This window comes from Trichloromonas sp., assembly GCF_034006665.1.
GTDB lineage: Bacteria > Desulfobacterota > Desulfuromonadia > Desulfuromonadales > Trichloromonadaceae > Trichloromonas.
This window is the reverse complement of record NZ_JAVESI010000001.1, coordinates 43,740-69,781: the sequence shown is the minus strand read 5'-3', so window position 1 is coordinate 69,781 and position 26,042 is coordinate 43,740. Positions and strand designations below refer to the sequence as shown.

The 26,042-nt window shown below is 62.9% G+C and carries 25 protein-coding genes; 8 read left to right on the top strand and 17 right to left on the bottom strand.

The window, feature by feature from the left end; all coding sequences use genetic code 11:
* Window positions 1–5 precede the first annotated feature (5 nt).
* From RBR25_RS00330 to nudC, 6 genes are all read left to right on the top strand, one after another.
* Window positions 6–1,283, top strand: a complete 1,278-nt coding sequence (locus RBR25_RS00330) for a sensor histidine kinase (RefSeq protein WP_432817525.1) — start codon at window positions 6–8, stop codon at window positions 1,281–1,283.
* Between the two features lie 3 nt (window positions 1,284–1,286).
* A complete protein-coding gene (locus tag RBR25_RS00325) occupies window positions 1,287–2,654 on the top strand; it encodes a sigma-54-dependent transcriptional regulator (RefSeq protein WP_432817524.1) in 1,368 nt (455 codons plus the stop codon).
* Between the two features lie 266 nt (window positions 2,655–2,920).
* A complete protein-coding gene (locus RBR25_RS00320; protein ID WP_432817523.1) occupies window positions 2,921–5,008 on the top strand; it encodes an LTA synthase family protein in 2,088 nt (695 codons plus the stop codon).
* A gap of 224 nt (window positions 5,009–5,232) precedes the next feature.
* On the top strand, window positions 5,233–6,138 hold the full coding sequence (locus tag RBR25_RS00315) for a diacylglycerol/lipid kinase family protein (RefSeq protein ID WP_432817522.1): 906 nt from the start codon (window positions 5,233–5,235) through the stop codon (window positions 6,136–6,138).
* Between the two features lie 33 nt (window positions 6,139–6,171).
* The gene (locus RBR25_RS00310) at window positions 6,172–6,747 is read left to right on the top strand and encodes an NUDIX hydrolase (protein WP_432817521.1); all 576 of its coding nucleotides are present in this window, start codon (window positions 6,172–6,174) and stop codon (window positions 6,745–6,747) included.
* 18 nt (window positions 6,748–6,765) lie between these two features.
* Window positions 6,766–7,617: an NAD(+) diphosphatase gene (gene nudC, locus RBR25_RS00305; protein ID WP_432817520.1), complete on the top strand. Its 852-nt coding sequence runs from the start codon at window positions 6,766–6,768 to the stop codon at window positions 7,615–7,617.
* A 66-nt stretch (window positions 7,618–7,683) separates the two neighbouring features.
* On the opposite strand, the gene RBR25_RS00300 is transcribed toward nudC, so the two are convergent.
* The 17 genes from RBR25_RS00300 to RBR25_RS00220 form a co-directional block, all read right to left on the bottom strand.
* The gene (locus RBR25_RS00300) at window positions 7,684–8,349 is read right to left on the bottom strand and encodes an endonuclease III domain-containing protein (RefSeq protein ID WP_432817519.1); all 666 of its coding nucleotides are present in this window, start codon (window positions 8,347–8,349) and stop codon (window positions 7,684–7,686) included.
* On the bottom strand, window positions 8,346–9,437 hold the full coding sequence (locus RBR25_RS00295; RefSeq protein ID WP_432817518.1) for a hypothetical protein: 1,092 nt from the start codon (window positions 9,435–9,437) through the stop codon (window positions 8,346–8,348). The genes RBR25_RS00300 and RBR25_RS00295 overlap by 4 nt, the downstream gene beginning before the upstream one ends.
* A 64-nt stretch (window positions 9,438–9,501) precedes the next feature.
* Complete coding sequence (locus tag RBR25_RS00290) at window positions 9,502–10,179, bottom strand: spermidine synthase (RefSeq protein ID WP_432817517.1); 678 nt, start codon at window positions 10,177–10,179, stop codon at window positions 9,502–9,504.
* A gap of 33 nt (window positions 10,180–10,212) precedes the next feature.
* Window positions 10,213–10,956 carry a ComF family protein gene (locus RBR25_RS00285; protein WP_432817516.1) on the bottom strand — a complete coding sequence of 248 codons (744 nt, stop codon included), beginning with the start codon at window positions 10,954–10,956 and terminating at the stop codon, window positions 10,213–10,215.
* A 46-nt stretch (window positions 10,957–11,002) separates the two neighbouring features.
* Complete coding sequence (gpmI, locus tag RBR25_RS00280) at window positions 11,003–12,526, bottom strand: 2,3-bisphosphoglycerate-independent phosphoglycerate mutase (RefSeq protein ID WP_432817709.1); 1,524 nt, start codon at window positions 12,524–12,526, stop codon at window positions 11,003–11,005.
* Window positions 12,527–12,534: 8 nt separating this feature from the next.
* Complete coding sequence (locus RBR25_RS00275; RefSeq protein ID WP_432817515.1) at window positions 12,535–13,917, bottom strand: tetratricopeptide repeat protein; 1,383 nt, start codon at window positions 13,915–13,917, stop codon at window positions 12,535–12,537.
* A 37-nt stretch (window positions 13,918–13,954) separates the two neighbouring features.
* Complete coding sequence (locus RBR25_RS00270; RefSeq protein ID WP_432817514.1) at window positions 13,955–14,308, bottom strand: TraR/DksA family transcriptional regulator; 354 nt, start codon at window positions 14,306–14,308, stop codon at window positions 13,955–13,957.
* Between the two features lie 32 nt (window positions 14,309–14,340).
* Complete coding sequence (locus RBR25_RS00265; RefSeq protein WP_432817513.1) at window positions 14,341–14,817, bottom strand: 23S rRNA (pseudouridine(1915)-N(3))-methyltransferase RlmH; 477 nt, start codon at window positions 14,815–14,817, stop codon at window positions 14,341–14,343.
* Window positions 14,814–15,191 carry a ribosome silencing factor gene (rsfS, locus tag RBR25_RS00260; RefSeq protein ID WP_432817512.1) on the bottom strand — a complete coding sequence of 126 codons (378 nt, stop codon included), beginning with the start codon at window positions 15,189–15,191 and terminating at the stop codon, window positions 14,814–14,816. The genes RBR25_RS00265 and rsfS overlap by 4 nt, the downstream gene beginning before the upstream one ends.
* Window positions 15,192–15,196: 5 nt before the next feature.
* Window positions 15,197–15,853, bottom strand: a complete 657-nt coding sequence (nadD, locus tag RBR25_RS00255) for a nicotinate-nucleotide adenylyltransferase (RefSeq protein ID WP_432817511.1) — start codon at window positions 15,851–15,853, stop codon at window positions 15,197–15,199.
* Between the two features lie 95 nt (window positions 15,854–15,948).
* Complete coding sequence (locus RBR25_RS00250; protein WP_432817510.1) at window positions 15,949–17,205, bottom strand: glutamate-5-semialdehyde dehydrogenase; 1,257 nt, start codon at window positions 17,203–17,205, stop codon at window positions 15,949–15,951.
* A gap of 70 nt (window positions 17,206–17,275) precedes the next feature.
* Window positions 17,276–18,421 carry a glutamate 5-kinase gene (proB, locus tag RBR25_RS00245; RefSeq protein WP_432817509.1) on the bottom strand — a complete coding sequence of 382 codons (1,146 nt, stop codon included), beginning with the start codon at window positions 18,419–18,421 and terminating at the stop codon, window positions 17,276–17,278.
* A 79-nt stretch (window positions 18,422–18,500) separates the two neighbouring features.
* The gene (gene obgE, locus RBR25_RS00240) at window positions 18,501–19,541 is read right to left on the bottom strand and encodes a GTPase ObgE (protein WP_432817508.1); all 1,041 of its coding nucleotides are present in this window, start codon (window positions 19,539–19,541) and stop codon (window positions 18,501–18,503) included.
* A gap of 104 nt (window positions 19,542–19,645) precedes the next feature.
* On the bottom strand, window positions 19,646–19,903 hold the full coding sequence (gene rpmA / locus RBR25_RS00235) for a 50S ribosomal protein L27 (RefSeq protein ID WP_432817507.1): 258 nt from the start codon (window positions 19,901–19,903) through the stop codon (window positions 19,646–19,648).
* 12 nt (window positions 19,904–19,915) lie between these two features.
* Window positions 19,916–20,224, bottom strand: a complete 309-nt coding sequence (rplU, locus tag RBR25_RS00230) for a 50S ribosomal protein L21 (RefSeq protein ID WP_432817506.1) — start codon at window positions 20,222–20,224, stop codon at window positions 19,916–19,918.
* An 87-nt stretch (window positions 20,225–20,311) separates the two neighbouring features.
* Window positions 20,312–21,826, bottom strand: coding sequence for an Rne/Rng family ribonuclease (locus tag RBR25_RS00225; protein ID WP_432817505.1), 1,515 nt, complete (start codon window positions 21,824–21,826; stop codon window positions 20,312–20,314).
* 77 nt (window positions 21,827–21,903) lie between these two features.
* Window positions 21,904–24,432, bottom strand: a complete 2,529-nt coding sequence (locus RBR25_RS00220) for a TIGR03960 family B12-binding radical SAM protein (protein WP_432817504.1) — start codon at window positions 24,430–24,432, stop codon at window positions 21,904–21,906.
* Window positions 24,433–24,596: 164 nt separating this feature from the next.
* Here RBR25_RS00220 and RBR25_RS00215 point away from each other — a divergent pair, with 164 nt between their 5' ends.
* Both RBR25_RS00215 and RBR25_RS00210 read left to right on the top strand, forming a co-directional pair.
* Window positions 24,597–25,319 carry a phosphatase gene (locus RBR25_RS00215; RefSeq protein ID WP_432817503.1) on the top strand — a complete coding sequence of 241 codons (723 nt, stop codon included), beginning with the start codon at window positions 24,597–24,599 and terminating at the stop codon, window positions 25,317–25,319.
* Window positions 25,320–25,416: 97 nt separating this feature from the next.
* A complete protein-coding gene (locus tag RBR25_RS00210; RefSeq protein WP_432817502.1) occupies window positions 25,417–26,040 on the top strand; it encodes a carbonic anhydrase in 624 nt (207 codons plus the stop codon).
* The last annotated feature ends 2 nt before the right edge of the window (window positions 26,041–26,042 follow it).

Sequence of the window (26,042 nt, the reverse complement as noted above, 5' to 3'; positions counted from 1 at the left end):
GGCCATTGAGCACCTTTCTCTATTCCCCCGCCGGGCGCCTGACCAAAAGCCTGATCCTGGCCCTGCTCATCGTCCTGCTCTGCCTCTTCAGCAAAGGGGAAGATCTGCTGCTCGATGCCCTGCCCTTCGCCCTGCTTGCCGGCTACCATCTGGTCACCGACCGCCGTTTCACCATCGAACAGATCCAGTCCGCTGGGCTGATGATGGCCCATGTCGGCCTCTATCTGCTTCTTTGCACCCTGATCATCTGGGCGACCACCAGCGAGGAGGAGAGTGTCTACTGGATCGTCTATTTCCTCCCCATCACGGTCGCCGCCTCCAATCTCAACCTGCGCCTGACCCTGTTGACCTGTACCCTGGCGACGGTTCTCTTTTTCAGCCAGATTCCCGCGGCCCTCTACCTCGACCCAAAGCAGCGGCACGAAGAGCTGCCGGAATTTCTCGTCTTCGGCATCACCTTCTTCATCGTCGGGCTGCTGGTGCAGAGTTTTTCCGACAGCCATCGGCGGCAGCTGGCGGCGGAAAAAGAGCTGAATGAGCGATTGCTGGACAATCAGACGGCGCTGAAGGAGTCTCTAGCCCGGCTGGAAGCCGCCGAGGACTCCCTGCGGCGCAGCGAACGGCTGGCCGCCCTGGGGGAAATGTCGGCGGGGATCGCCCATGAGATCCGCAATCCGCTCGGGATTATCTCTTCCTCGGCACAGCTCATCGACAGAAAACTCGCCGGCACTTCCGACAGCGTGCGCCAGTTGCTCGACATCATCCAGGAAGAAAGTTCCCGCATCAACGGCCTGGTGACCGATTTCATCGCCTTCGGCCGTCCCGCCGAGCCGGTACCGAGCCCCACCGATCTGCGTGCCCTATTGCGGCGGGTGGCCGCCCATGGCGAGGGGCTGGCCAGGCAGCAGGGGACAACGCTCGAAGTCGAGGAGGAGACGACACCCCTCTTCGCCGCCGTCGACGGCGACCTGATGCAGCAGGTGCTACTCAATTTGCTGCTCAATGCCCTGGCGGCGGTCGGCGCCAACGGGCACATCCGGTTGCGGGCCGGCCGTCAGGGGGAGCGGGCCTGTCTGGAGGTGGAGGATGACGGCTGCGGTATCGCGCCGGAGCTGCACGGCAAGATCTTCGATCCCTTCTTCACCACGAAAGATCAGGGGACGGGGCTGGGGCTGGCCAACGCCGTTCGCATCGTCGAGGCCCACGGCGGCAAGCTGGGGGTGCGCAGCGCGCCCGGGGCGGGGGCGGTCTTTACCGTCTGCCTGCCGGTTTTGGAGGAATAGCCCATGGCCCATATCCTGGTGGTCGATGACGAAAAGAATTACCGCACGGTCCTCGCGCACCTGCTGGAAGATGCCGGCCATCGGGTGTCGACGGCGGATAACCCCTTTGCCGGGCTGGAACTGCTCGGCCGCGAAAGCGTGGCGCTGATCCTCTCCGATCTGCGGATGCCGCGCATGGACGGCCTGGCTTTTCTCGAAGAGGTGCGGCGGGAGGTCGGGGACGTTCCCTTCGTGGTGCTGACCGCCTTCGCCACGGTGGAGACGGCGCTGGCGGCGATGAAGGCCGGGGCTTTCGATTATCTCCTGAAACCCTTCAAGAATGACGAAATTCTGCTGGTCGTCGAAAAAGCCCTGGAAGACGCCCGTCTGCGCACGGAAAACCAGGTGCTGCGTCGGCAGCTCGAACGGGCCGGAGAGCGCGAGCTGCTCGGCGAGAGTCCGGCGATTCGCAAGCTGCTGGCCGACATCGCGCGGGTGGCGCCGGCCCGGGCCTCGGTCCTGATCACCGGCGAAAGCGGTACCGGCAAGGAGCTGGTGGCCCGCACCCTGCATCGCGCCGGCCCCCGCGCCAAGGGGCCGCTGGTGACGATCAACTGTGCCGCTCTCACCGAAAGCCTGCTCGAAAGTGAACTCTTCGGCCACGAGCGCGGGGCCTTCACCGGCGCCGTCGAGCGTAAGCGCGGCCTGCTCGAAGTGGCCGACGGCGGTACGTTGCTTCTCGACGAGATCGGCGAATTCCCCCTGGCATTGCAACCCAAGTTGCTGCGGGTCTTGCAGGAGCGGAAATTCCGCCGGGTCGGGGGGACGGCGGAAATCGAGAGCGACGTGCGCATCGTCGCCGCCAGCAATCGCGAGCTGCCGACAATGATCGCGGCGGGGGCCTTTCGTGAAGACCTTTATTACCGGCTCAATGTCGTCACCCTCGAAGTTCCGCCCCTGCGCCGACGGAGCGAAGACATCCCCCTGCTCGCGCTCCATTTCCTCCAGCGTTTCGGTAACGAGCTGGGGCGGCGCATCCGCGCCATCGCCCCCGAGGCTCTCGCCATCCTCCGGGCCCATCCCTGGCCGGGGAACGTGCGTGAGCTGCGCAACATCATCGAACGCGGCGCCCTCTTCTGCACTGGCGATACCTTACGGCCGGAGGACCTTCCCGAGTCGCTTTCCGGGCGGGCGGTCGAAAGCGTCGCGACGGTTTTTCCCGAACTGGGGCGGCCGCTTCCCGAGCAGCTCGACGAAATGGAGGAGCGCCTGATCCGTCAGGCCCTGGTCCGCGCCCGGGGGGTGCAGGCCCAGGCCGCCGAACTGCTCGGTGTCAGCCGCAGCAATTTGCAGTACAAGTTGAGGAAGTACGGAATGGTGAGTGAGGAGTGAGGGGTACAAATATTGGGCGGCCGGCTTCCGGGGCGATGGCTCCGTGTTGAAAAATTTGTACGCCGGAAACCACCGGAAAAAGATTTTTTATGGAATTGCGGCAAGTTAGGGTTTTGGCAGATATATTGCTTTATCTATAAATAAGAGCCGACAACGCTCTCATTTTTGCCTCCGGGGCCTTTAAATTGTTTAAAGGCCCCATTTTTTGATTTGGATTTCGACTTCGCCGAAAAGGCGGGGGCGCCGCGTGAAAGGAACGTTTCCGCATGGCGAGATTGCTGCAAGGGATTTCTCGACTTTTTCCCGGCGAGGTTCGCTTCATCGCCGGACTTTATCTGCTGCTGGCGGGGCTCTTCGCGGCCCTGCGCCTGGTGCTGCTGGTGCGTAACACCAATCTGGCCGAAGGGGTGGCAACCGGCGAGTTGCTGAAAAGTTTTTTGATCGGCGCACGCTTCGATCTGGCGGTTGCTTCATATCTGTTGATCCCGCTCTTTCTGCTGCTGCTCGGGCTGTCCCAGCGGTGGCGCGGACGGCTCGTTTTCGGTCTCGGAATTTTGACCGCCGCCCTGCTGCTGCTCGGGATCTCTGAGGCCGAATTCTACGTTGAATTTGAAAGCCGTTACAACGCGCTGGTTTACGAATATCTCAGCCATCCAAAAATTGTCGGAGAAATGATCTGGGAGGGCTATCCGGTGGTTCGTTATACGCTCCTCTGGCTGCTTTTCGCGGCGGTAATGGCCGTGGTTCTGCGCCGCCTGTTTCGCCGCTATCTCGCCGCGCCGACAGACGCCGAATCGCCCCGAGGCGCCCTGCTGCGGATCATGGGTACGACGCTGACCCTGGCGGCGATGGTTGTGGTTCTGCGTGGCGGCATCACCGGTGAACCCCTGCGCTGGGGGGATGCCTTCTTTTCCGAATCGACCTTCGCCAATCATCTGGCGTTGAACGGTCTCTTCACCCTGGGGCGCAGCGGCTGGGACAAGATCTACAGCAAGCAGGCCTTCTGGGCCAAGTCGCTCCCCGCCGACGAGGCGTTGGCCACCAGTCGCGCCATGCTGGCGCTGCCCGGCGAGACGTCGCTGGCGGATGAACAGCATCCGTTGTTGCGCGCCGAACCGCAAGCCGCGCCCCTGGGGGATGGCCGGCCGCTCAATGTGGTGGTGATTCTCATGGAGAGCTTTTCCGCCCGCTTTGTTGGCGCCATGGGGGCCGAGAGGCCGTTGACTCCCGAGTTCGACCGCCTGGCGGAAGGGGGCATCCTCTTCGAGCGGGCCTTTTCCAACGGCACCCACACCCATCAGGGGGTTTACGCGACGCTGACTTCTTTCCCCAATCTGCCCGGTTACGAATATCTGATGAAGATGATGGAGGCCAGCCAGGAATTTTCCGGTTTGCCGACCCTGCTGAGTCGGCGCGGCTACGACTCGATTTTTCTCTACAATGGCCTGTTGTCCTGGGACAACAAGGAGGGCTTTCTCCGTCAGCATGGTATCGATCGTTTCGTCGGCACCGACGACTATGTCAACCCGACCTTCGTCGATCCCGTCTGGGGAGTCTCGGACTACGACGTCTATGCCCGGGCCAACGAAGAATTCAAGGCGCTGGCGGCCCAGGGCCCCTTCTTCGGCAGCATCCTGACCCTTTCCAACCACGCCCCCTTCAATCTACCGGAACCCTTGCCCTTTGAGCGGATTCGCAGCGACGACGGCTACGAAGGGCGCTATAACGGCATGCGCTACGCCGACTGGGCGTTGGGGGAGTTTTTCCGCATGGCGGAGAAGGAAGACTATTTCAAGGATACCCTCTTCGTCGTTACCGGCGATCACGGTTTCGGTTATCCGCCGATGATCACCCCCATGGCCCTGGGGCGCTTCCACGTGCCCCTCCTCTTTTATGCCCCGGGATTGCTTGACGAACCGGGACTGCGGCGGCGGACGGTCGCCAGTCAGGTCGATATCGGCCCGAGTGTCCTCGGACTGCTCGGGGTGAATGCACCGCACCAGGGCTGGGGTCGCAATCTCTTTTCGCCGACCTTGCAAGACGAAGGTTTCGCCGTGATCAAGCCTTCCGGGGGGGAGGAGCTGGTGGCGCTCATCGAAGGGGATCGGCTGCTGCTCGTCGCGCCCAAGGAGAAGCCGGAGATCTATCGCTACGATCTGGGCTTTCCTCCCGTCGGCAGCGAGGATCGCTATCGGGATGAGAAAGACTTGGCCAAAGAGATGGAAAAGCGCTTGCTGGCCTATGTGCAGACCGGTATCCTGTCGCTGCGCGCCCGCAATCTCGGCCTCCCCGACGGGGAGGTTGCGCGGCTGGTGCAGAGCAAGCCGGTTGCGGCGGGAACGGCGGCGAACTGACCGGGTTCGCGCCGATTAGCCGAGGAATCAGTAGGGCGTCACCCCTTTAACAGGTTGTTCAAAAACTCGTTTTCCAAGGCTGATCAAAAATGCCCAGATGCAAGGCGGACGAAATCCTGAGGAATAAGGCGTACCTGGAAGGTACGTCGTTGACGAGGGATGAGGACAACGCCGCAGATGGGTGTTTTTCATCAGCCTGTTAAATCGTCCAAGGATTCTTTCTGATGTCCGATGAACGTCACGCGCCCCGGCGCATCTTGCTGATCGCCAATCCCGTGGCCGGCGGCGACGCCCTGGCCAAGATTCATCAGGCCCGGGAAGGTCTCGCCGCCAGGGGCGACCGGGTTGAGCTGCGGCTCACCGGCGCCCGGGGGGATGCCGCCCGTTTCGCCCGGGAGGCGAAGTCCGGCGACATCGATCTGCTCGTCGCCGCCGGTGGCGACGGCACCCTCAACGAAGTCATCAACGGCCTGGCGCCCTCGGCTCTCCCTCTGGCCTTCATCCCGCTGGGGACGACCAACGTCTTCGCCCTGGAAGCGGGGATTCCCTTCGATATTCCCGGCGCCTGCCGGGTCGCCTTGAACGGCGCGGCGACCCCGGTCAGCCTCGGGCTGGCGGGGGAGACGCGCTTTCTCCTTATGGCAGGCGCCGGTTTCGACGCCGAGGTGGTGCGCCGGGTCGATCTGCGCCTCAAGCGCCGTCTCGGCAAGCTGGCCTATGGGATCAGCGGCCTGCGGGTCTTTTTCGGGCCGCCCTTTCCTCCCATCGAAGTAGAGCTCGAAGACGGCTCGCTTCTTTCCGGCCATACCGTCGTCATCGGCAACGGCCGCCTCTATGGCGGGCGCTTTTCCCTGACCCCCGGCGCTTCCCTGTCCGACGATATTTTCGAGGTCTGCCTGTTGCGGAAGCCGGGACGCTGGTCACTGCTCCACGCCCTGTTGCGCATGGTCCTGCACCTCCCCCTGGAACCGGCCGGGGCGTGTCTCTTCAAAGCCCGGGAGCTGACGGTGCGCGGCGCGGGGGTGGCGGTGCAGATCGACGGCGATGACCACGGCGAGCTGCCCATGAGCTTCCGCGTCGTCCCCGGCGAGCTGGTGCTGATCATGCCCGGAGTCGCCGGAACGCCCTGAGCGCCCTCCCCCTGGCCCCTCTCCCGGAGAGCGATGGGGCGATTCCCCCTTGTCGGCTCCGCCGGCACCTGCTATGGTCCCGTCATGAAAATCGCTGAACGAAAAATCTTTGACGGGCGCATCGTCGCCCTGGCCATCGAGGAGCACCGCCTCCCCAACGGGCGTTGCGCCGAGTTCGAGGTGCTGCATCATCCCGGCGGCGCCGCTGTGCTGCCGCTGCTTGACGATGGCCGGGTAGTGTTGATTCGCCAGTACCGCTCCGCTTTGAACGGGATGCTGCTGGAAATCCCCGCCGGGCGTCTGGAACCGAACGAATCTCCCGAAGCCTGCGTGCGGCGGGAACTGGTGGAGGAGGTCGGTTATCGCGCTGGCCAAGTCGAGAAGCTCGGCGAAATGCTGCCGGCGGTCGGCTTCTGCGACGAGCGCATCCATCTCTTCGTCGCCACCGGTCTGAAGGCTGTCCCCCAGGCGCTGGAGCCGGAGGAGTATATCGAAGTGCTGCCGCTCCCCCTGGATGAGGCCCTGGCCATGGTCGCCCGGGGAGAGATTCCCGACGGCAAGACCCAGCTGGCCCTGCTCCTCTGGCAGGGGCGTCGGGCCGTGCGCTGAATCCGAAAGAAGAAGATCATGTCGCCGCTCCCCGAGGTCTATCCATCCCCGCTGCATCTCCCTTTCAACAACGAAGCCCTGCAAGCCCACTTGCACCGGGAATCGCCCGACGCCGATCCCGGCGGCGAAGGTTTCTGGCTGCTGCTGCGCGGCTCCGAGCTATTGTTGAACGATCTGGCGTTGCCCGTGTCCTTGCCGACCGGGCTCGATCCTTCAGGGGCCATTTATCTCGGACGTTGGCAGGGACGCCCCTGCCGGGCGCTCGCCGTTTCCCGTTCCGCCGCTCTGCCGGAGGGGCTTGTACCGGAGAGTCTGCAAGCGGCCGAGCCCCGGCTGTGCATCGAACTTCTCTCTCTTGGCGCCTTGGCCGCGCAGCAGCTCTATTGGGACAAGAACAGCGCTCGCTGTTCCCAGTGCGGCGGCGAACAGGGGCGGCTGCCGGGGGAGTGGGGGAAGAAGTGCTGCGCCTGCGGCGCCCTCCATTTCCCCCACATTCATCCCTGCGTGATCGTTGTGGTGCGCCGCAATGACGAGGTACTGCTGGTGCGCAAGGCCGAATGGGTGGCGGGGCGTTACGGGCTGGTGGCGGGTTTTCTCGACATGGGCGAATGCCTGGAGGAGGCGGTGGTGCGGGAAGTGCGGGAAGAGACCGGCATCCGCATCAAAAACCTGCGCTACGTCGGCAGCCAGTCCTGGCCCTTCCCCAGCCAACTGATGGCCGGTTACGTCGCCGACTACGACGGCGGTGACATCGTCATCGAAACCAAGGAACTGGAGGATGCCCGCTGGTTTCCGGTCGACGCCCTGCCCCTGCTTCCCCCCAAACGCAGCATCGCCCGTTACCTCATCGACACTTTCGCCAAGGCGTAGTCCGGGCCTTTTTCCTGCTTTCGGAAGAAAAAAACACGACCCCCTCCTTGACACGGAGGGGGTTTTTTACTGTTGGGATTTGGCGAAGGGGCAGAGCTCTTGCAACGGGCAGTCCGCGCAGAGGGGCTGGCGTTTGCGGCAGAGCTGTTTGCATTGTTCGACGATGAGGGCGTGATACTCGTTGAAGAGGTCGGACTCGGCGGGGAGGCGCTCCATGAAAAAGGCGCGGATGCTTTCGTAGGGGGCGGTCGCGTCGAGCAAGCCGAGGCGGCTGAAGAGGCGGCGGGTGTAGGCGTCGACCACGAAAGAGGGGAGCCCCCCGGCGTAGAGGAGGATGGAATCAGCCGTTTCCGGGCCGACCCCCTTGAGCGCCAGCAGTTCCCGGCGCGCTTCCGGCAGGGGCGCGGCGAGCAGGCGGCCGAGGTCGCCGTCATGATGGTCGAACAGGTAGTCGACAAAGAGCTGCAGGCGCTCGGCCTTCTGGCGGAAGAAGCCGGCCGGGTGAATCCACTCTTCCAGTTGCGCGCGGGGCGCGCCGCGCAGCGCCTTTGGGGTCAGTGCCTCGGCCCGACGGAGGTTTACGATGGCCTTCTCGACGTTGGTCCAGGCGGTGTTCTGGGTGAGGATGGCGCCGATCACCACCTCGAAGGGGCTCTCGGCGGGCCACCAGTGCAACGGGCCGAAATGGGCGAGGAGGCGGTCGAAGACCGGTTGCAGGGGGGCGGTACTCATCCTTTGCCCCCGCCTTGCTCGCGCACCAGTCGCGCCAGCTTGTCGGCGATGACCACGTCGCCGCCGCTCGCCAGTTCTTCCGCCGCTTCCGGCTGCGCCAGTAAATCCGCCAGCGCCGCGCCCCAATTCCCCCGGCGCAAATCATCGTTACCGATCTCCCGTGCTCGACCATAGCGGCGCAGGCCCTCGATCAAGAGCGCCTGCTCGCGGAAATCCCCCCGCCCTGTATAGAGACAGGCGGTGCCGTTGACCAGACATTCGGAGACGATGCCGTAGCCCGGTTTGGTTACCACCACATCGGCGGCGCGGACGAGATCGGGATAGGCGTAATCCCCCGGCGGCAGCGGCCGCACATTGGCGGGCGCGCCGTCGGGCCGGGTTTCACTCAGGAAGATCCAATCCTCCAGTTTACGCAAAGGGGAGGGGTCGAAGTCCTTGAGCCCGAAGCCGCCGAAAGAAATCAGTCCCACCCGGCATTCCGCCGGCAGTCCCAGCGCCTTTCGCCGCTCCTTTTTTTCGTGGGGACTGACCCGCGCCACCAGCGGTTGGTCCTCAACGACGCGGATCACCGATTCCCGGGTGTGAAAAGGCAGGCGCAGCAGCAATTCGGCCTTGCGGTAGTCCTGCTCCAGCGATTGCAGAACGTCGTCGTAACCGCTATGGCGTTCGGCCAGCCCGGCATAGATCCAGTCCCAGGTGAAGTTGGAAACCCCCACTGAATAAACGTCAGCGGCAGCGGCAGCGGCGGCGGCGAAGGCGGCCGCCACCAGTTTGACCTTCTCTTTTCGCAGCGAGGCCGCTTCCCGTACCGTCAAGCGTTGCCGCTGAGGCAGGAATGCCCGGTAGGCGCGCAAGGTCTCTTCCTCGCGCATGACCAGGCTGTCCTGTTGCAGTACGCCGAAGTCAAGGGCAAGCGGCCGCACCGGGACGGACTTATCGAGAAATCGCCGGAAAAACCAGGACGCCGCCGTCGACACCACCTCGACGGAGATTTCCGGATGACGACGGCGCAGGGTGTTGATGATCTGGCAGGAGCGGCTGGCGTGTCCCAGACCGTGACCGGTGATGTAATAACGAATGTCGCTCATGAAGGGATAGATAACACGGGCCGGTAACGAGGGCAATAAAGAGAGGCTCGGCGTGCCCTCCCGTTCACGCCCCCCGGGCGGCGAGCCAGATGATGTGCCGGTCGCCCTTGTGGCCGTGGGCGCGGGCCTGGGTTTGGCGGACGCTGAAACCGACCTTGCGCAGGCGTTCGTGAAAAGCGCGATCGGAACCGGCTGACCAGACGGCCAGCAGGCCCTGGGGGCGCAGGGCGGTGTAGGCGGCGACCAGCCCGTCCAGACCGTAAAGCCAGTTGTTTTTTTTGCGGGTCAGGCCCGCCGGACCGTTGTCGACATCAAGCAGGATGGCGTCGAAGCCCTGTCGCTCTTCCTTGAGTACATTTCCTACATCTCCCTCCCGTACCCGGGTTCGGGCATCCTCTAAGGGGTGTCCGGCAAACTCCCCCAATATCTCCCGGTTCCAGCGGATCACCGCCGGCACCAGTTCGGCGACCACCACTTCGGCTTCGGGGCCTAGGTGTCGGAGGGCGGCGCTCAGGGTGAAGCCCATGCCGAGACCGCCGATCAGCACTCGGGGGCGCGACCGCCCGTCGATTTCACGGCAGGCCCGCTCGGCCAGGGCATCCTCGGAGGCATGGGCATGGGTGCTCATCAGTACCCCGCCGCCACTGATGTTGATGGTGAACTCCCGGTCGCGCTGATAAAGTTGCAATTCTCCATCTCCACGGGGGATGGGGGCGGAATCGATCAGTTGCCAGGGGATCATCACGGGTCTCCGGAAAGGGCTGCGGGGAGAAGGTCATTGGTGGCGGGGAGCGCGACCGATGACGGCCACTAGGATTTCGCCGGCGCCGCCGGCATGGAGAACGTTGGCGCATTCCCGCAGGGTGGCGCCGGTGGTCATGACATCGTCGACGAGCAGGATTCTTTCACCGTGCAAGGGCTCGCTCAGGCCGAAAGCGCCGCACAGGTTATGCCGGCGGGCGGCGAGGGGGAGTCCCTGCTGGGGCGGCGTGGGGCGTCGGCGCCGCAGGCGCCGAGGCGCCGTCGGAACCTGTAGCTCTTTGCCGAGGCGTCGGGCGAGAAGCAGAGACTGGTTGTAGCCCCGTTCCTGCAGGCGAGACAGATGCAGGGGAACCGGAATGATCAGCTCGGGGCGAAAATCAGGCGTTTCCGTCGCCAGGCGTTGGGCAAGCAATGCCGCCAGGGAGCGATCGAGATCGATCCCCTGTTCGTATTTGAAGCGGTGGATGCTTTCCCGCAACAGGTCGTGATAAAGACCGACGGCGACCACCCGTGAAAAGTTCGGCGGGCGGCGCAGGCAACTTTCGCAGAGATGGGGAGTGCCGTCCGCTGTGGCATAAGGCAACGCGCAGCGGGGACAGCGGGCGGCGGGAAGAGGGGGGAGTTGCGCCAGGCACTCCGGGCAGAGCCCGAAAGGGGCGATAAGTGGCGACTCGGCGCGGCAGAGGGGACAGGTTGCCGGCAGCAGGAGGTCAAACAGGCCGCTCAGTTCGGATTTGAGTAGGCTGAGCAGCGCCATGGGGCCCCGTGAAAAAAACCGGCGTCCGCGGACGCCGGTCGAAGGATCAGGGAATGAGTAGCGAAGAGCCGGTCATTTCCCGGGGTTTCTCCAGCCCGAGCAGTTGCAGCAATGTCGGCGCGATATCGGCGAGGATGCCTGGGCGCAGTTTGACGTCGCGCAGCTCGGGATCGACGAGAATCAGTGCCACGGGATTGGTGGTGTGGGCGGTATGAGGCTTACCCTGCTCGTCCACCATCTGCTCGCAGTTGCCGTGATCGGCGGTGACGATCAGGCGGCCGCCGGCGGCGAGGATGGCGCCGGCCACCCGGTTGAGGCAGCTGTCGACCGTTTCCATGGCTTCGATGGCGGCGGACAGGATGCCGGTATGCCCGACCATGTCGGGATTGGCGAAGTTGAGGATGATCAGGTCATAAGCTCCTGATTCGATGCGCGCCACGGCCTCGTCGGCGACCTGGGGGGCGCTCATGGACGGCTTCTGGTCGTAGGTGGCGACTTCTTTCGGCGAGGGGATAAGAACCCGGTCCTCGCCGGCGAAGGGTTTCTCGCTGCCGCCGTTAAAGAAGAAGGTGACGTGGGCGTACTTTTCCGTTTCGGCGATGCGCAACTGGCGCAACCCGGCGTGGGCGACGACTTCGCCGAGCAGGTTGGGCATACTGGTGGAAGGGAAGGCGACGGGGAGCTCGAAGGTGGCGTCGTATTCGCTCAGACAGACGAAGTCGGCAAGTTGTGGAGTCTTTTCCCGCGAAAAGCCCTTGAACTCTTTTTCGGTCAGGGCGCGGGTGATCTCGCGGGCGCGGTCGGCGCGGAAGTTGAAAAAAATGACCGCATCGCCGTCGTCGATTGTTGCGGCGTTTCCGATGATCCGGGGCTCGACGAACTCGTCCCCCTGACCCGCCTGGTAGGCCTCGGCAATGGCGGCGGCGCTGTCGGCGGCAGGCTGGCCGAGACCCTGGACCAGTGCCCGGTAGGCCCGCTCTACCCGCTCCCAGCGGTTGTCCCGGTCCATGGCGTAGAAACGGCCACAGATGGTGGCAATGCGGCCGACCCCGATCTCCGCGATTTTCCTTTCCAGTTCCGCTAGGTAGTCGACGGCGCTGCGCGGCGGGGTATCGCGACCGTCGAGCAGGGCATGGACGCAGACCTCCCGCAGTCCTTGGCGTTTGGCCAACTCAAGCAGGGCGTAGAGGTGGGTGTTGTGGGAATGGACGCCGCCGTCGGAAAGCAGCCCTATCAGATGCAGCTTGCCGCCGCTCGTCCGGACGTTGTCGATAGCCTGGGCAAAGGCGGGGTTGGTGAAGAAATCGCCATCCTGGATGCTCTTGCTGATCTTGGTCAGATCCTGGTAGACGATGCGGCCGGCGCCGAGATTGAGATGGCCGACCTCCGAGTTGCCCATTTGCCCTTCGGGAAGGCCGACATTCAACCCCGAAGCGCTGATACGGGTGTTGGGATAATCGCGCAAGAGGGCGTCGATGTACGGCGTCCTGGCCAGGCAGGCGGCGTTGTTTTCGCAGCTTGCGTTGATCCCCCAGCCATCGAGTATCACCAGCGCCAAGGGGCGCTTCACGGTCATCGTCATACGCCGCCCTCTCCGTGGTGAATGGCGCGGGCTTCCGGTGCCTGGGGGATTCGGGCGAGTTTATCCATTTCCTGACGGCCTTCCAGGACGTAGGATCCCCAGGTGCCGCACTTGGGACAGCGGCTCAGCCATACGGGGGAGCGGTTCTGGCATTTCTCGCAGATGAAACCGAGGCGCAGCTGGGGATCGAGGCCCAGGGCCTTCTGGTATTCGGCGATCGCCTCGTCCATGCGGTTGCGGCGGCGATAGGCCTCGCCGAGGAGCAGGCGCAACTGCGGGGTGTCGACCCCGGCGTTCTCGATGGCGTGCAGCTGTTCAAAGGCTTCGTCGACCATTTCGAGGCGCAGGAGAAGCTTGCCGAAGAAGAGCCGGAAGGTCAGATCATCACTTCGCTCATTGGCGACGGAGCGGTAGATGGCCAGAAGGGGCGAAGGGTTATCGGTGGAGAGATAGAGGTCTTCGATGCGGGTGAGGAAGACACTCTTGCCCAAGGCCTTGTAGCCGTCGAGCCAGGCCTGCGAGGCTTCCTCGGTCTTGCCCTGGGTGCGCAGGGCATCCCCCAAGGAGACCCGGGCCGGCGTGAAACTGGGTACGGCCTTGATGATGTCGCGCAGTTCCTTGAGGTCGTTTTTGCTCTGCCCCTTGGAGTCCTCCAGACCCTGACGGGCAACTTCATAGCGCAGGTAGAGAAGTTTTTCCTGCTCCTCGCTCTGCCGGCGGGTGCCCTGGCTGGCCTTGAGGATCCGTTTTTGCAATTCCAGCGCCTCTTTCCACAGATTCTGTTTGATCAGCAGGTCGCGCAGGCTGCGCATGGCCTTGCGGTTTCCGTTATCGATGGCGAGAATGTCCTCATAGATCTTGCCGGCCTCGGAGTTGCGGCCGCACTCCTCGTAGGTTGCGGCCAGCTTGAAGAGCACCTCCAGGCTCTTCGGCTCTTTTTCACGGGCCTTGAGAAGAACCGCCAGAGCCTTTTCCGCCTCCCCTTCCTGAAGTTTCACGCTGGCCATGGCTAGGTGGGTTTCCAGTCGGGAGGGGTCTCGTTCCAAGGCCCGCTGCAGGCGGTCATCGGCCTTTTTCAGGTCGCCGGAGAGGAGGCGGGTCATGCCCTCGCGATAATTGGCGACGACTTCCTTGTTGCGCTTCTCCCGACGGGTGTTGCGGATATTGCGCACCTGATAGCTGAAGAGGTTGTAGGCGTTGGCCAGTACCCCGCCGAAGAGGCCGACGGCGATGCAGCCGATGACGAGGATGGCCGCCGAAGTGGAAAAGCTGTGGTCGCCGTAGAGAAAAATGGTGACGGATTGGGGGTTGAGACCGGAGAAGTAGATGAAGAAGGCGAGGAACAGGATGATCAGTAAAAGGCCGACAAGCAGGGTCATGACATCCTCCTGGGGGCGGAACCGCCCGAAACGGATTCTATTCGCCGAATTTCTCGACGTCGGTTTTACATTCGATGCAATACCTGGAAAAAGGCCGAACTTCCATGCGTCGGGGGTCGATTTCTTCGCCGCAGCGGGCACAGATGCCGTATTCCCCCTGTGCCAGGCGTTCAAGGGCCGCGTCGATGTCGCGGATCTTTTGACGCTGGTTTTCACTCAGATTGAGGAGCACGTCCCGGTTGTAGGTGCTGGCCGACATGTCGCCGATGTCGGGAACCCCGTCCTGCCCCATTTCGCGGGAAGCGTCGGTGGTTTCGCGCACCTCGCGCATAACTTCCCGGCGTAGGCGTAACAGACGCTCCCGCGCGGCTTCGAGCTGTGCCTCATCCATTCTTTCGATACGTCTCCCGGAGAAGATTCCCCTTAACGATTATGATAAGGTTCGTTGCGCAGGATGGTGCAGGCGCGGTAAAGCTGTTCGAGCAGAAAAAGCCGGGCCATCTGATGGGTGAAGGTCATGGCCGACAGGGAGAGGATCATATCTCCCCGTTCCCGGACCTTTTCGCTCAGGCCGTAAGCGCCACCGATGATCGCCGTCAGTTCCGGCGTGCCCCGCACCATGTGTCGTTCCAGCAGTTCCGCCAACCCCTCGGAAGTCAGCGCCGTGCCCCGTTCGTCAAGGATCAGGACGAAAGCTTCCGGCGGGATGCGCCCGAGAATGCGTTCCCCCTCCAGTGCGCGGATGATCCGGGGGTCGGCCTTTTTCCCTCCGGCCTTTTCCTCCTTGAGTTCCAGGCAGGAGAAGGGCAGATAGCGGTGCAGGCGCTGTGTGTACTCGTCTACGCCGTTGCGCAGGAAGGCCTCAGAGAGTTTGCCGACGCAGACCAACTTCAGCTTCACTGGGCGGCGGCGCGCTCCCAGTGATATTCCTCGGGGATGGCCACTTCGGCGGCTTCGCTCCAGAGGCCGTCGAGATCGTAGAATTCTCGTACCGGCTCCTGAAAGACGTGGACCATGACGTCGCCATAGTCGATGAGCACCCAGCGCCCTTCATTCATGCCCTCGACGGCAAGGGGGGCGGTGGCGTGATCTGTCTTGAGCCCCAAGCGCACGCCTTCGGCAATGGCCTGAACCTGACGATCGGAACGGCCGCTGGCGATGAGCAGATAGTCGGTCAGCGAAGAAAGCCCCCTGACTTCGAGCAGGCGAACATTGAAAGCCTTCTTTTCCAGGGCGTAGGCGGCGCAGAGAACGGCCCGATCTAGTGACTGCAAAGTTTTCAGAACCTTTCCTGACCACGGTAGAGACCGTAGCGATCGATATAGTCGAGAACCGGCGCCGGAACCAGATAGCGGATCGAGCGACCTTCGGCGACCATCCGGCGAATCCGGGTGGATGAGATGTCGAGCAGGGTCTCCTCAACGAAAAAGATCGAATTTCCGCTGTGATGCTCCAGTGAATTGGAGGCGTGATTATAACAGAAGTCTTTCATGATCGCAATGGGCAGGAGGCTTTTTGGATCTCCCTCCGCGACCCCGGGGCGAGCCGCCACCACCAGGTGTGTGAGCTCGAAAAGACGCTGATATTCCTTCCAGGAAGAAAGGTCGCGAAAGGAGTCGAGACCGATGATGAAAAAGAAGTCGTCCCCGGGGTGTTCCCGGCGCAGAGCTTCGAGGGTATGGACGGAATAGCTCTTGCCCGGTCGGCGGTTTTCAATATCCGAAGCGGCGAAGGCAGGGTGGTCGGCGATGGCCGCCTCGACCATGGCCAGGCGCTGGGCGAAGGGAATGTCCCCGGCCAAGGGTTTGTGCGGCGGGACGGCGGCAGGGATGAAGATCACCCGGTCGAGGGAGCAGGCTTCCCGCACTTCTTCAGCGATCCGCAGATGCGCCAGGTGAATGGGGTTGAAAGTGCCGCCGAGGATGCCGAGTCTCATGTCGTTATGTCGTAGTCGTGGGGGCGAATCTTGTATTCGCCCTGAGCCTTGGTGTGTTTGCGATAAAGGGCGATCCTTGCGATCGCCCCTACCGTTTATTGCCTTATCTGTCCATCGCCCAGGACGATGAATTTGCGGGTAGTCAGATCCTCCAGTCCCATGGGTCCGAAGGAGTGGAGTTTGGTGGTGGAGATGCCGATCTCCGCGCCGAGTCCGAGCTGGTTGCCGTCGGAGAAGCGGGTCGAAGCGTTGACCATGACCACACTGGAGTTGATTTCGCGGAGGAAGCGTTGGGCGTTGGTGTAGTCGCGGGTGATGATCGTCTCGGTGTGCAGCGAGCCGTAACGGTTGATGTGGTCCGCCGCTTCTTCAAGATTGTCGACCACCTTGACCGCCAGGATCAGGTCGAGGTATTCGGCCGGCCAGTCACTCTCAGCGGCGGGGGTGACATCCGGCGCGAAGCTGCGGGTCACTTCACAGCCGCGCACCTCCACCCCGGCCTGGCGCAGGGCGGCGACGATGCGGGGGACGAAGGTTTCGGCGAGATCCTTGTGAATGAGCAGGGTTTCCAAGGCATTGCAGACGCCGGGACGCTGGGTCTTGGCGTTGAGGCAGATCTTTTCGGCCATGTCAAAATCGGCGCTGGCGTCGACGAAGGCGTGGCAGACCCCCTTGTAGTGCTTGATCACCGGAATCCGCGAATTCTCGCTGACGAAACGGATGAGTCCTTCGCCGCCCCGGGGGATGATCAGGTCGATCTCCTCTTCGAGCTTGAGCAGTTCGAGAACTGCCGCGCGGTCGGTAGTGGCGACCACTTGCAGGGCGGCGGCGGGCAGGCGCAGGTGTTTCAGTTCCTCTTTAAGCAGAGCGCCGATGGCGGTGTTGGAGTGGATTGATTCGGAGCCGCCGCGCAGGATCACGGCGTTGCCGCTCTTCAGGCAAAGCCCGGCGGCATCGGCGGTGACGTTGGGGCGGGATTCGTAGATGATGCCGATGACGCCGAGAGGGATGCGCATGCGTCCGACCTGGATGTCGTTCGGGCGGCGCCACATGCCGGTGATTTCTCCGACCGGGTCGGGGAGGGCGGCGACTTCCCGCAGACCGTCGGCCATGGCTTTGATGCGCTCGTCATTGAGCACCAGACGGTCGATCATCGCCGGTGCCAGACCCCGCTTCCGGGCTGCCGCCAAGTCCCGTTCGTTGGCCGCGATGAGCTCTTCCGCGCCCCCTTCGAGGGCGGCCGCCATGCGCCCGAGCAGATCGTTTTTGACGGTCGAGGAAAGATTGGCCATGACCCGGCCGGCCTCTTTGGCCTCCCGGGCCAGTTGCAGCATCTCGTTGCGAATGGTCATCGTCGTCTCCTTGTTCCCTGAATATCCCAGGCATACGCCGCTCGGGAAGAGCGGATGTCGCATCTCGCCGTCAGGCTTGGTTCTTCGGCGGTGGGGGATCCTTTAGTGCCAGATTATCCCGGTGGACCACCTCGTTTCCATATTTATAGCCGAGAATGGCTTCGATTTCCGAGGTTTTCTTGCCCATGATGCGCAGCAGTTCGGCGAGGGAATAGTTGATGACTCCTTTGGCGAACTCTTCGCCGTCCGGGCCGCACAGACGCACTGCGTCCCCGCGGTCGAAGCCTCCCTCGACGCCGCGAATCCCGGAAGGGAGCAGGCTCTTGCCGCGCTCGACGATAGCGGTCACGGCGCCGGTATCGAGGATCAGCTTGCCGCGCGGCTTCTTGGTAAAAGCGATCCAGTGTTTTTTCGCCGCCATGCGGTTGCTGGCCGGAAAAAAGTAGGTGCCGACCGGTTCGCCGCCGAAGAGCCGTCCAAGCATTCCCGGTTCGCGGCCGTTGAGAATGACCGTGCCGACGCCGTAAAGAGCGGCGCGCTTGGCCGCCCGGACCTTGGTGGCCATGCCGCCGGTACCGACGTCGCTGCCGGAACCGCCGGCCATCGCCTCGATCTCCTGGGTGATGCGCGGTACTTCATGGAGCAGGCGGGCCTCCGGGTTGTCCCGGGGGTCGCGGTCGTAAAGACCGTCCACATCCGAGAGGATAACCAACAGGTTGGCTTCGGTCAGATTGGTAACCATCGCCGAGAGATTGTCGTTGTCGCCGAAGCGGATTTCGTCAACCACCACCGTATCGTTTTCGTTGATGATCGGCAGCACGTCGTAGTCGAGCAGGGTCATCAGGGTGTTGCGGGCGTTGAGATAGCGACGCCGGTTGGCGAGATCGTCGCGGGTCAGCAGCACCTGCGCGACCTTGCGCCCGTGGGCGTGAAAGGCCTCTTCGTAGAAGCTGATCAGACGGCTCTGGCCGATGGCGGCGGCCGCCTGCTTGAGGGGGATGGTGCGGGGACGGCCGACGATGCCGAGATCCCCCTTGCCGGCAGCCACCGCTCCGGAGGAGACCAGCAGCACTTCGTAGCCCCGTTCGCGCAATTCGACGAGATCGCGGCTGAGCTGCTCGATGGCCCGGCGGTCCAGACCTTCGCCGTTGGAGAGGACGCCGCTGCCGACTTTGACGACGACGCGCTTGACGTGAAAGAGGAGATTTTTTCGCATGATCGGGATGGATTGTCTCGGCTGAAAGGGGCTCCGAAGGTAAGGCGGGCGCCATCTTACCTTTGCAGAGAAAGGGCTGTCAAGGCTGCTCCGGCATATCCTCCGGCGGCTCGTCCCGGCGCCGCCGCTCCAGTTCCTGACCGACGGCTTCGACCAGCGCTTTGGTGCCGTCACCGGTGGCGGCGGAGATAGGGAAGACTCGGTAGCCCCGCGCCTCGAAATAGGAAATGAGCTCGTCCCGGCGTTCGCGGACCTCAGTGATATCCTGCTTGGTCAGGACCACGAACTGCCGTTTGGCCAAGAGTTTGGGGTCGTGCCGTTCCAGTTCGCGGTTGATGATCTTGAAGTTCGCGATGGGATCCCCTTCTTGCATGGAAGAGGCGTCGACCAGGTGCAGGAAGAGATTGGTGCGCTCCACATGGCGCAGGAAACGGGTGCCGAGGCCGTGTCCTTCGCTGGCCCCCTGGATGAGGCCGGGGATGTCGGCCATGACGAAGGATTTGTAGCCGCCCCAGGAGACCACGCCGAGATTGGGAATGAGGGTGGTGAAGGGGTAGTCGGCGATCTTCGGCCGCGCCGCCGAAACCGCCGCAATCAGGGTCGATTTGCCGGCGTTGGGCATGCCGACCAGGCCGACGTCGGCGAGCAGTTTAAGTTGTAGGCGCAGATTGCGTTCTTCCCCCGGCAGGCCCGGCTGGGTGTGGCGCGGGGCGCGATTGGTGCTGGTGACGAAGCGGGCGTTGCCGCGGCCGCCCATGCCGCCCTTGAGCAGGAGTACCTGCTGATCCTTTTCGGTGAGGTCGGCGAGCAGTTCGCCGCTGTCGTCGTCATAGATCAGGGTACCGGGGGGGACGCTGATGAAGAGATCCTCGCCGCCTTTGCCGTGGCGGTTCTTGCCCATGCCGTGAGCGCCGCGCTCCGCCTTGTAATGGACCTTGTAGCGGAAGTCGAGGAGGGTCGACAGACCGCTGTCGACGCGGAACCAGACACTGCCGCCGTTGCCGCCGTCGCCGCCGTCGGGCCCGCCTAGGGGGATGAATTTCTCGCGGCGAAAGGAAAGACAGCCGCGCCCGCCGTCGCCGGACTTGACATGGATTTTGACTTCATCGACGAATTTCATGGTGCGTGCTCGTTCGGTCAGGGCCGGTAATTAAGAAAAAAGCCCGAAGTTCTTGAAGACGAACCTCGGGCTTCGAGTTTTTTGGCGACTCCGCCGGCGGGCCGTTACTCAGCGGCGTAGACGCTGATCTTCTTGCGCAGCTTGTCCTTGCGCTCGAATTTAACCACGCCGTCGATCAGCGCGAACAGGGTGTAGTCCTTGCCGCAGCCGACGTTGTTGCCGGGATGAAAGGTGGTGCCGCGCTGGCGGACCAGAATCGACCCCGCGGTGACTTGCTGGCCACCGAACCGCTTCACCCCCAGCCGTTGGCCGGCGCTGTCGCGGCCGTTCTTGGAGCTGCCGACGCCCTTTTTGTGTGCCATGGGTAAGCCTCCTTAAGCCTCGATGCCTGTGATTTTCAGGCGGGTGATCGGTTGACGGTGTCCGTTCAGCTTACGATGGGTTTTGCGCCGCCGGGAGTGGAAAACCAGGATTTTTTTGTCCTTTCCCTGCTCCACGATGCGCGCCATGACCTTCGCGCCAGGCAATAGAGGTGTTCCGATTTTAACCTCTTCTCCGCCGACCATGAGGACTTCGCTCAGCTCAATGGTGCTGCCCACCTCGCCTTCGATTTTCTCGACCTTCAGCAGGTCGCCTTCGGAAACTTTGTACTGTTTTCCTCCGGTCTTGATTACCGCGTACATGCAATTCACCTCGCTCTCGGTTTGGTTGTCCTTTAAAGACGAAAAAGCACTATATTTGTCGCCCCTGGGGCTGTCAAGGGAAAATCCTTACTCCATGACGATTTCGAATTCTTCCAAGTGATAATCGGGGCGGGCGGTGATGCTGATCTGCTTGGCGAAGAGCTGCTCCAGTTCCTCGATGCCGGAGCGTTCCTCGTCGTAGAGGAGCGCGGCGATGTCCGGATGAACCAGCAGGCTCAGGCGATTGCCGGGCATCCCGGGAATTTCCCGGCGCAGCTCGCGGAAAATTTCGTAGACGGTGGTGACCCGGCTCTTGACGTAACCCTTCCCCTCGCAGTAGGGGCAGGGTTCGCAGAGGGTGCGGCCGATGCTCTCCCGCACCCGTTTGCGGGTCATCTCCACCAGACCCAACTCGGAAATTTTAAGGATATTGGTCTTGGCCTTGTCGTTCTTGAGGGCTTCCTCCAGGGCCGAGTGGACCTTTTCCCGGTGGACCTCTTTCTCCATGTCGATGAAGTCGATGATGATCAACCCGCCGATGTTGCGCAGGCGCAGCTGGAAGGCGATCTCCTTGACCGCTTCGAGATTGGTCTTGAGGATGGTGTCTTCCAGGTTGTGCTTGCCGACGAAGCGGCCGGTGTTGACGTCGACGGCGGTCAGGGCCTCGGTCTGTTCGATGATGATGTGGCCGCCGCTCTTGAGCCAGACCTTGCGCCCGAGGGCGCGGGCGATCTCCACTTCCAGGCCGAAGGCGTCGAAGATCGGCTCCGTTTCATCGTAAAGTTCGATGACATATTGCAACTTGGGCATGAAGGTGCCGAGAAAGCGGACGATCTTGTTGTATTCGACCTGCGAGTCGACGACGATGCGGCTCACGTCCTCGGTGAGAATGTCGCGCAGCACCTTGCTGGTGACGTCGAGGTCCGAGTGGATCAGGCAGGTGGCGTGTCGCTCCTCGCGGCGCCGGGCGATCTCTTTCCAGAGCCCAACGAGAAATTGCATATCGGCGCGCAGATCCTCCTCGCTTTTGCCTTCGGCAGCGGTGCGCACGATGAAGCCGGTGCCTAAGGGGCGGATCTCTTCGACGATGCGGCGCAGACGGTCCTTTTCCTCTTCGTTCTCGATGCGCCGGGAGATGCCGATGTGGTCGACGGTGGGCATATAGACCAGGTGCCGACCCGGCAGGGAGATGTGTGAGGTGATACGGGCGCCCTTGGTGCCGAGGGGCTCCTTGGCGACCTGGACGAGGATTTCCTGTCCCTCCTGGAGCAGATCTTCAATCGGCGGCAGGGGCGGGCGTTCCGGTTTGCCGCCGTCGTCCTCGGGCTTGGCGTGGGAGCTGCCCCCGTCGATGAATTGCTCGACCGCCTCCATCTCGTCGAGGACGTCGGCGACGTAAAGAAAAGCCGCTTTTTCCAGGCCGATGTCGACAAAGGCCGCTTGCATGCCGGGAAGCACGCGGATGACCTTGCCGAGGTAGATGTTACCCACGATCCCCCGTTCCCGGGTGCGCTCAATGTAGAGTTCGGCGATATGGCCGTTTTCCAGCAGAGCGACGCGGGTTTCGTGGGAGGTGGTGTTGATGACCAGTTCTTTGGCCATGGGACCTCCGTCTGTCTTAAGATGAAAAAGGAAAAACTCGTAACTCGTTATATCGATGGAAGTTCGTGTAAAAAAATTTATTCGGCCCCGGCCCCGGCAACGCCTGCGGCGAGGCGCACGGCGGTCTTGCGGATGTCGAGCCGCCGCGCCTGATCGATATCCAGGCTAAGCAGATGCCCGGCGAGCAGAGTCGGGCTGCCCTTGGCCAGGGTCAGCAGTAGGTCGTCTTCCCGCCGTTCCAGCTCCAGCACTCCCCGACGCAGGTCGACTTCGACTGTTCGCCCGTCCCCCTTTTCGCGCAGGGCGGGAACATGCTCGGCGGTGAGAAAGGCAGCGAGGCGTTCGTCCAGGTCCGCCGGCGGGTCCGCCGGCAGGCGCACATGATAAACAGAAGCGACGATGCTTGTCGAAGGGGCCGGGGTACGCCAGTCGACCATGGCTCCCGCAAGAATCCGCAGACCTTCCGGAAGCTGGGTGGCGAGGGCCCGGACCGCTTCTTCGGCGTCAACCGGACGATAGAGTTCCAAGTCGATGATTTCGGCGTCGCTCGCCACCCCGGTGGGCAGGGCATCGGGGAAGGAGATGCGCGGCGCCGGATGAAAGCCCTGGGAGAAGCGCAGGGGGAGCCCGGCCCGCCGCACCGCCCGCTGCACGACGTTCATGAATTCGAGATGGGAGATCATCCGCGCCCGGCCGTCCTTGGAAAGACGCAGACGCAGCCGGTAGCGTCCTTCCTGGTCGGGGGTGAACTGTTCCCGAGCCGGCGGACGCGGCGGCATGCGGGTATCGTCGCTCAGGCGCATGCGTAAGGTTTCAAAGTCGCAGATGCCGCAGCCATGGCACTTTCCGCCCCGGCAGTCGGGGGTGGGGTCGCCCCCCCGCGAGCGGCGGCGCTCGGCGGCGAAGAAGCTCTTGGGGATGCCGCAGTCGATGTACTCCCAGGGGAAGATTTCATCCTCCGCACGCTCGCGCAGATACCAGGTCGGGTCGATGGCGCAGGCGGCAAAGGCCTCCAGCCAGGCGTCGAAACGGAAGTGCTCGTGCCAGCCGTCGAAACCGCAGCCGAGATCGACGGCTTTTTCCAGGACCGCGCCAAGGCGCCGGTCCCCCCGGGCGAAGACCCCCTCCATGAAGGAGAGGCGGGCGTCGTGCCATTTCAGCCGCAATTTTTTCTGGCGCAGGCCGTCACGCAGCCGTTGCTGACGGCGCAGGGTCTCGTCGATGCCGAGCTGCGCTTCCCACTGAAAAGGGGTGTGCGCCTTGGGGACGAAGGTCGAGACGGCGACGTTGACGTCGGCGCCGCCGGGGGTGCCCCGCCCGGTGCGCTTGACCTGGGCCGCCAGGTCGACGATGGCGTCGAGGTCTTCATCCGTTTCCGTCGGCAGGCCCATCATGAAATAGAGTTTGATGATGCGCCAGCCGAGGGCGAAGGCGGCGCGGGTGGTGTCGAGCAGGTCCGCTTCGGTGATCCCCTTGTTGATGCTTTGGCGCAGGCGTTCGCTCCCTGCTTCCGGGGCGAGGGTAAAGCCGGTTTTGCGGACCTTCTTGATCTCCTCCATCAGTCCTTCGGTGAGGGAACCGACGCGCAGGCTGGGGAAGGAAATCGCTACCTTGTCGTCGGCATGACGGGCCATCAGCTCCTTGAGCAGCGGCTCGATGCAGGTGAAGTCGCCGGTGGAGAGGGAGAGGAGGGAGACTTCCTCGTAGCCCGAATGGTTCAGGGACTCCTCGATGATCGAGACGATGCGTCCCGGGCTCCGCTCCCGTACCGGCCGGTAGATGTAGCCGGCCTGGCAGAAGCGGCAGCCGCGGGTGCAGCCGCGGGCGATCTCCACCGCCACCCGGTCGTGGACGGTGCTCATGAAGGGGACGATGGGACGGGTCGGATAGGGCGCGCTGTCGAGATCGACGAGAAAGCGCCGGCGCACTTTGGAGTAGCCTTCGCGGAGGGGACGGATGGCGGCGATGCGGCCGTCGGTCTGGTAGTCGACGGCGAAGAAGGACGGCACGTAGACCCCCTCGATGGCCGCCAGGCGTTCGAGCAGGCGCGCGCGTGATTCGCCCGCCTGTTTCGCGGTGCGTACCGTTTCCGCCACCTCGACCAGAGCTTCTTCGGCATCACCGATAACCGCCGCGTCGATGAAGTCGGCCAGCGGCTCAGGATTGAAGGCGCAGGGGCCGCCGACCAGGATCAGCGGTGCTGAGGCGTTGCGTACTTCGCGACGGCGGGGAATGCCGGCCAGATCGAGCATGGCCAGGACATTGCTGTAAGAAAGTTCGTATTGCAGGGTGAAGCCGACGATGTCGAAGGTCGCCAAAGGGCGGTTCGATTCCAGGGTCGCCAGGGGGCGTCCCTGGTCCCGCAGCTCTTTGGCCATGTCTGGCCAAGGGGCGTAGACCCGCTCGGCGGCGAGGCCGTCCCGGGCGTTGAGGATATGGTAGAGAATCGCCAGACCGAGGTGGCTCATTCCCACTTCGTAGACGTCTGGGAAGGCCAAGGCGATGGTGAGATCGACGGTCGCGGGGTCTTTGCGCAGGCTCCCCAGTTCGCCACCGAGGTAGCGGGCCGGACGGGCGATCTGCGGGGGGATGTCGACGGTTTGCATGGAGGGCCTGTCGGTTGCGGGTTTTAAGCAAGACTACAATAAATAGCACGCTCCGTCCCGGCTCACAAGGCCTTTGCGCGATTCCCGCTCGGCGAAGCTGGCCATTCCCGGCAAACTGTGTTATGTGTACGCTTTCACACGAATTGCTCCGGGAGGCAACTTTCATGGCGTATCCGCATCATCCTCAGGCCGATTTGCATGTCCATACCCTGGCTTCGGGCCACGCCTACAGCACCATCAATGAAATTGCCATAGAGGCGGCCCGGCGGGGATTGCGCATGATCGCCATGACCGATCACGGTCCGGCCTTGCCGGGAGGGCCGCATCCCTATCACTTCGCCGCCTTGCGTTTCATTCCCGAAATGCTGCACGGGGTGCGGGTGCTGCGCGGCATCGAGGCCAACATTCTCGGGATCGGGCAGCTCGATCTCGACGAGCATCTGCTGGAGCGTCTCGATCTGGTGATGGCGGGATTTCACGAAGACTGCGGTTTCGACGGACGCGGCCTGGAGGAGAACACCCGGGCGCTGCTGGCGGTCATGGAGCATCCCCGGGTCAAGGTCATCTCCCATCCCGGCAACCCCCATTTTCCCATCGACTACCGGGCGGTGGTGGAGCGCAGCGTCGCCACCGGCACCGCGCTGGAAATCAACAACTCTTCCTTCGTCATCAGTCGCAAGGGGAGTTGCGGCAACTGTCGGGAGATCATTCGGCTCTGCGCCGAATTGGGGGCGCCGGTGACCATCGGCAGCGACGCTCATATCGCCCAGGGGGTCGGTGAGTTCGAAGTGGCCCTGCGGGAACTGGAGTCTCTCGGCCTTCGCTGGGAACAGATCGTCAACCGTGAGTTGGAGACGGTTCTCGATTTTCTCGGGTTGGACCATTGAGCCATCGGGATTAACGGCTTGACAATGCTTTTCATTACAGCTATTTTCCCGTCGGAAGGCCTACTAAAATACTCTGGTTTCTTTTCCAGGAGGTGTGATGGAACGACTGTTCAACGGCTACATGAAATTCATGGCGGAGGACTTTGAACGTCATCGCGATCTTTTCCAGGAGATCAGCCGCAAACAGAATCCCCACACGCTCTTTATCGGCTGCTCTGACTCGCGGGTAGTGCCCAATCTCATCACCCAGACCGATCCCGGTGAGCTCTTCATTGTTCGCAACATCGCCAACATCGTTCCCCCCTACCGGCAGACCGAGGAGTATGTCGCCACCACCTCGGTCATCGAATACGCCGTCCTCGCCCTCAAAGTCGATACCATCGTCGTCTGTGGCCACTCCAACTGCGGCGGCTGTGCCGCCCTCAATCTGCCGCCGGAGCGGCTCGACCATCTTCCCCACGTGCGCAAGTGGCTGGAGGTTTCCCGGGAGGTCAAGGGGCGTGTCGATCGGTTGATGACGGGAGATTCCCCCGAGGAGCGGGAGTGGCTCACCGAGCAGGTCAACGTGCTGGTGCAGATGAAAAACCTGCTGACCTATCCCTATGTGGCCGAGCGCTACCGGCAGGGCAAGCTCAACATCCACGGCTGGCACTACATCATTGAAACCGGGGAAATCTACAACTTCAACGACGATACTCAACTCTTCGAACTGCTGGGCTGAGC

Excerpts from the sequence above, each read along its gene's own strand:
- RBR25_RS00325 (WP_432817524.1), top strand. The coding sequence starts at position 1,287 with ATGGCCCATATCCTGGTGGTCGATGACGAAAAGAATTACCGCACGGTC.
- RBR25_RS00320 (WP_432817523.1), top strand. The coding sequence starts at position 2,921 with ATGGCGAGATTGCTGCAAGGGATTTCTCGACTTTTTCCCGGCGAGGTT.
- RBR25_RS00315 (WP_432817522.1), top strand. The coding sequence starts at position 5,233 with ATGTCCGATGAACGTCACGCGCCCCGGCGCATCTTGCTGATCGCCAAT.
- RBR25_RS00310 (WP_432817521.1), top strand. The coding sequence starts at position 6,172 with ATGGGGCGATTCCCCCTTGTCGGCTCCGCCGGCACCTGCTATGGTCCC.
- nudC (WP_432817520.1), top strand. The coding sequence starts at position 6,766 with ATGTCGCCGCTCCCCGAGGTCTATCCATCCCCGCTGCATCTCCCTTTC.
- RBR25_RS00300 (WP_432817519.1), bottom strand. The coding sequence starts at position 8,349 with ATGAGTACCGCCCCCCTGCAACCGGTCTTCGACCGCCTCCTCGCCCAT.
- RBR25_RS00295 (WP_432817518.1), bottom strand. The coding sequence starts at position 9,437 with ATGAGCGACATTCGTTATTACATCACCGGTCACGGTCTGGGACACGCC.
- RBR25_RS00290 (WP_432817517.1), bottom strand. The coding sequence starts at position 10,179 with ATGATCCCCTGGCAACTGATCGATTCCGCCCCCATCCCCCGTGGAGAT.
- RBR25_RS00285 (WP_432817516.1), bottom strand. The coding sequence starts at position 10,956 with ATGGCGCTGCTCAGCCTACTCAAATCCGAACTGAGCGGCCTGTTTGAC.
- RBR25_RS00275 (WP_432817515.1), bottom strand. The coding sequence starts at position 13,917 with ATGACCCTGCTTGTCGGCCTTTTACTGATCATCCTGTTCCTCGCCTTC.
- RBR25_RS00270 (WP_432817514.1), bottom strand. The coding sequence starts at position 14,308 with ATGGATGAGGCACAGCTCGAAGCCGCGCGGGAGCGTCTGTTACGCCTA.
- nadD (WP_432817511.1), bottom strand. The coding sequence starts at position 15,853 with ATGAGACTCGGCATCCTCGGCGGCACTTTCAACCCCATTCACCTGGCG.
- RBR25_RS00250 (WP_432817510.1), bottom strand. The coding sequence starts at position 17,205 with ATGACCATTCGCAACGAGATGCTGCAACTGGCCCGGGAGGCCAAAGAG.
- proB (WP_432817509.1), bottom strand. The coding sequence starts at position 18,421 with ATGCGAAAAAATCTCCTCTTTCACGTCAAGCGCGTCGTCGTCAAAGTC.
- obgE (WP_432817508.1), bottom strand. The coding sequence starts at position 19,541 with ATGAAATTCGTCGATGAAGTCAAAATCCATGTCAAGTCCGGCGACGGC.
- rpmA (WP_432817507.1), bottom strand. The coding sequence starts at position 19,903 with ATGGCACACAAAAAGGGCGTCGGCAGCTCCAAGAACGGCCGCGACAGC.
- rplU (WP_432817506.1), bottom strand. The coding sequence starts at position 20,224 with ATGTACGCGGTAATCAAGACCGGAGGAAAACAGTACAAAGTTTCCGAA.
- RBR25_RS00225 (WP_432817505.1), bottom strand. The coding sequence starts at position 21,826 with ATGGCCAAAGAACTGGTCATCAACACCACCTCCCACGAAACCCGCGTC.
- RBR25_RS00220 (WP_432817504.1), bottom strand. The coding sequence starts at position 24,432 with ATGCAAACCGTCGACATCCCCCCGCAGATCGCCCGTCCGGCCCGCTAC.
- RBR25_RS00215 (WP_432817503.1), top strand. The coding sequence starts at position 24,597 with ATGGCGTATCCGCATCATCCTCAGGCCGATTTGCATGTCCATACCCTG.
- RBR25_RS00210 (WP_432817502.1), top strand. The coding sequence starts at position 25,417 with ATGGAACGACTGTTCAACGGCTACATGAAATTCATGGCGGAGGACTTT.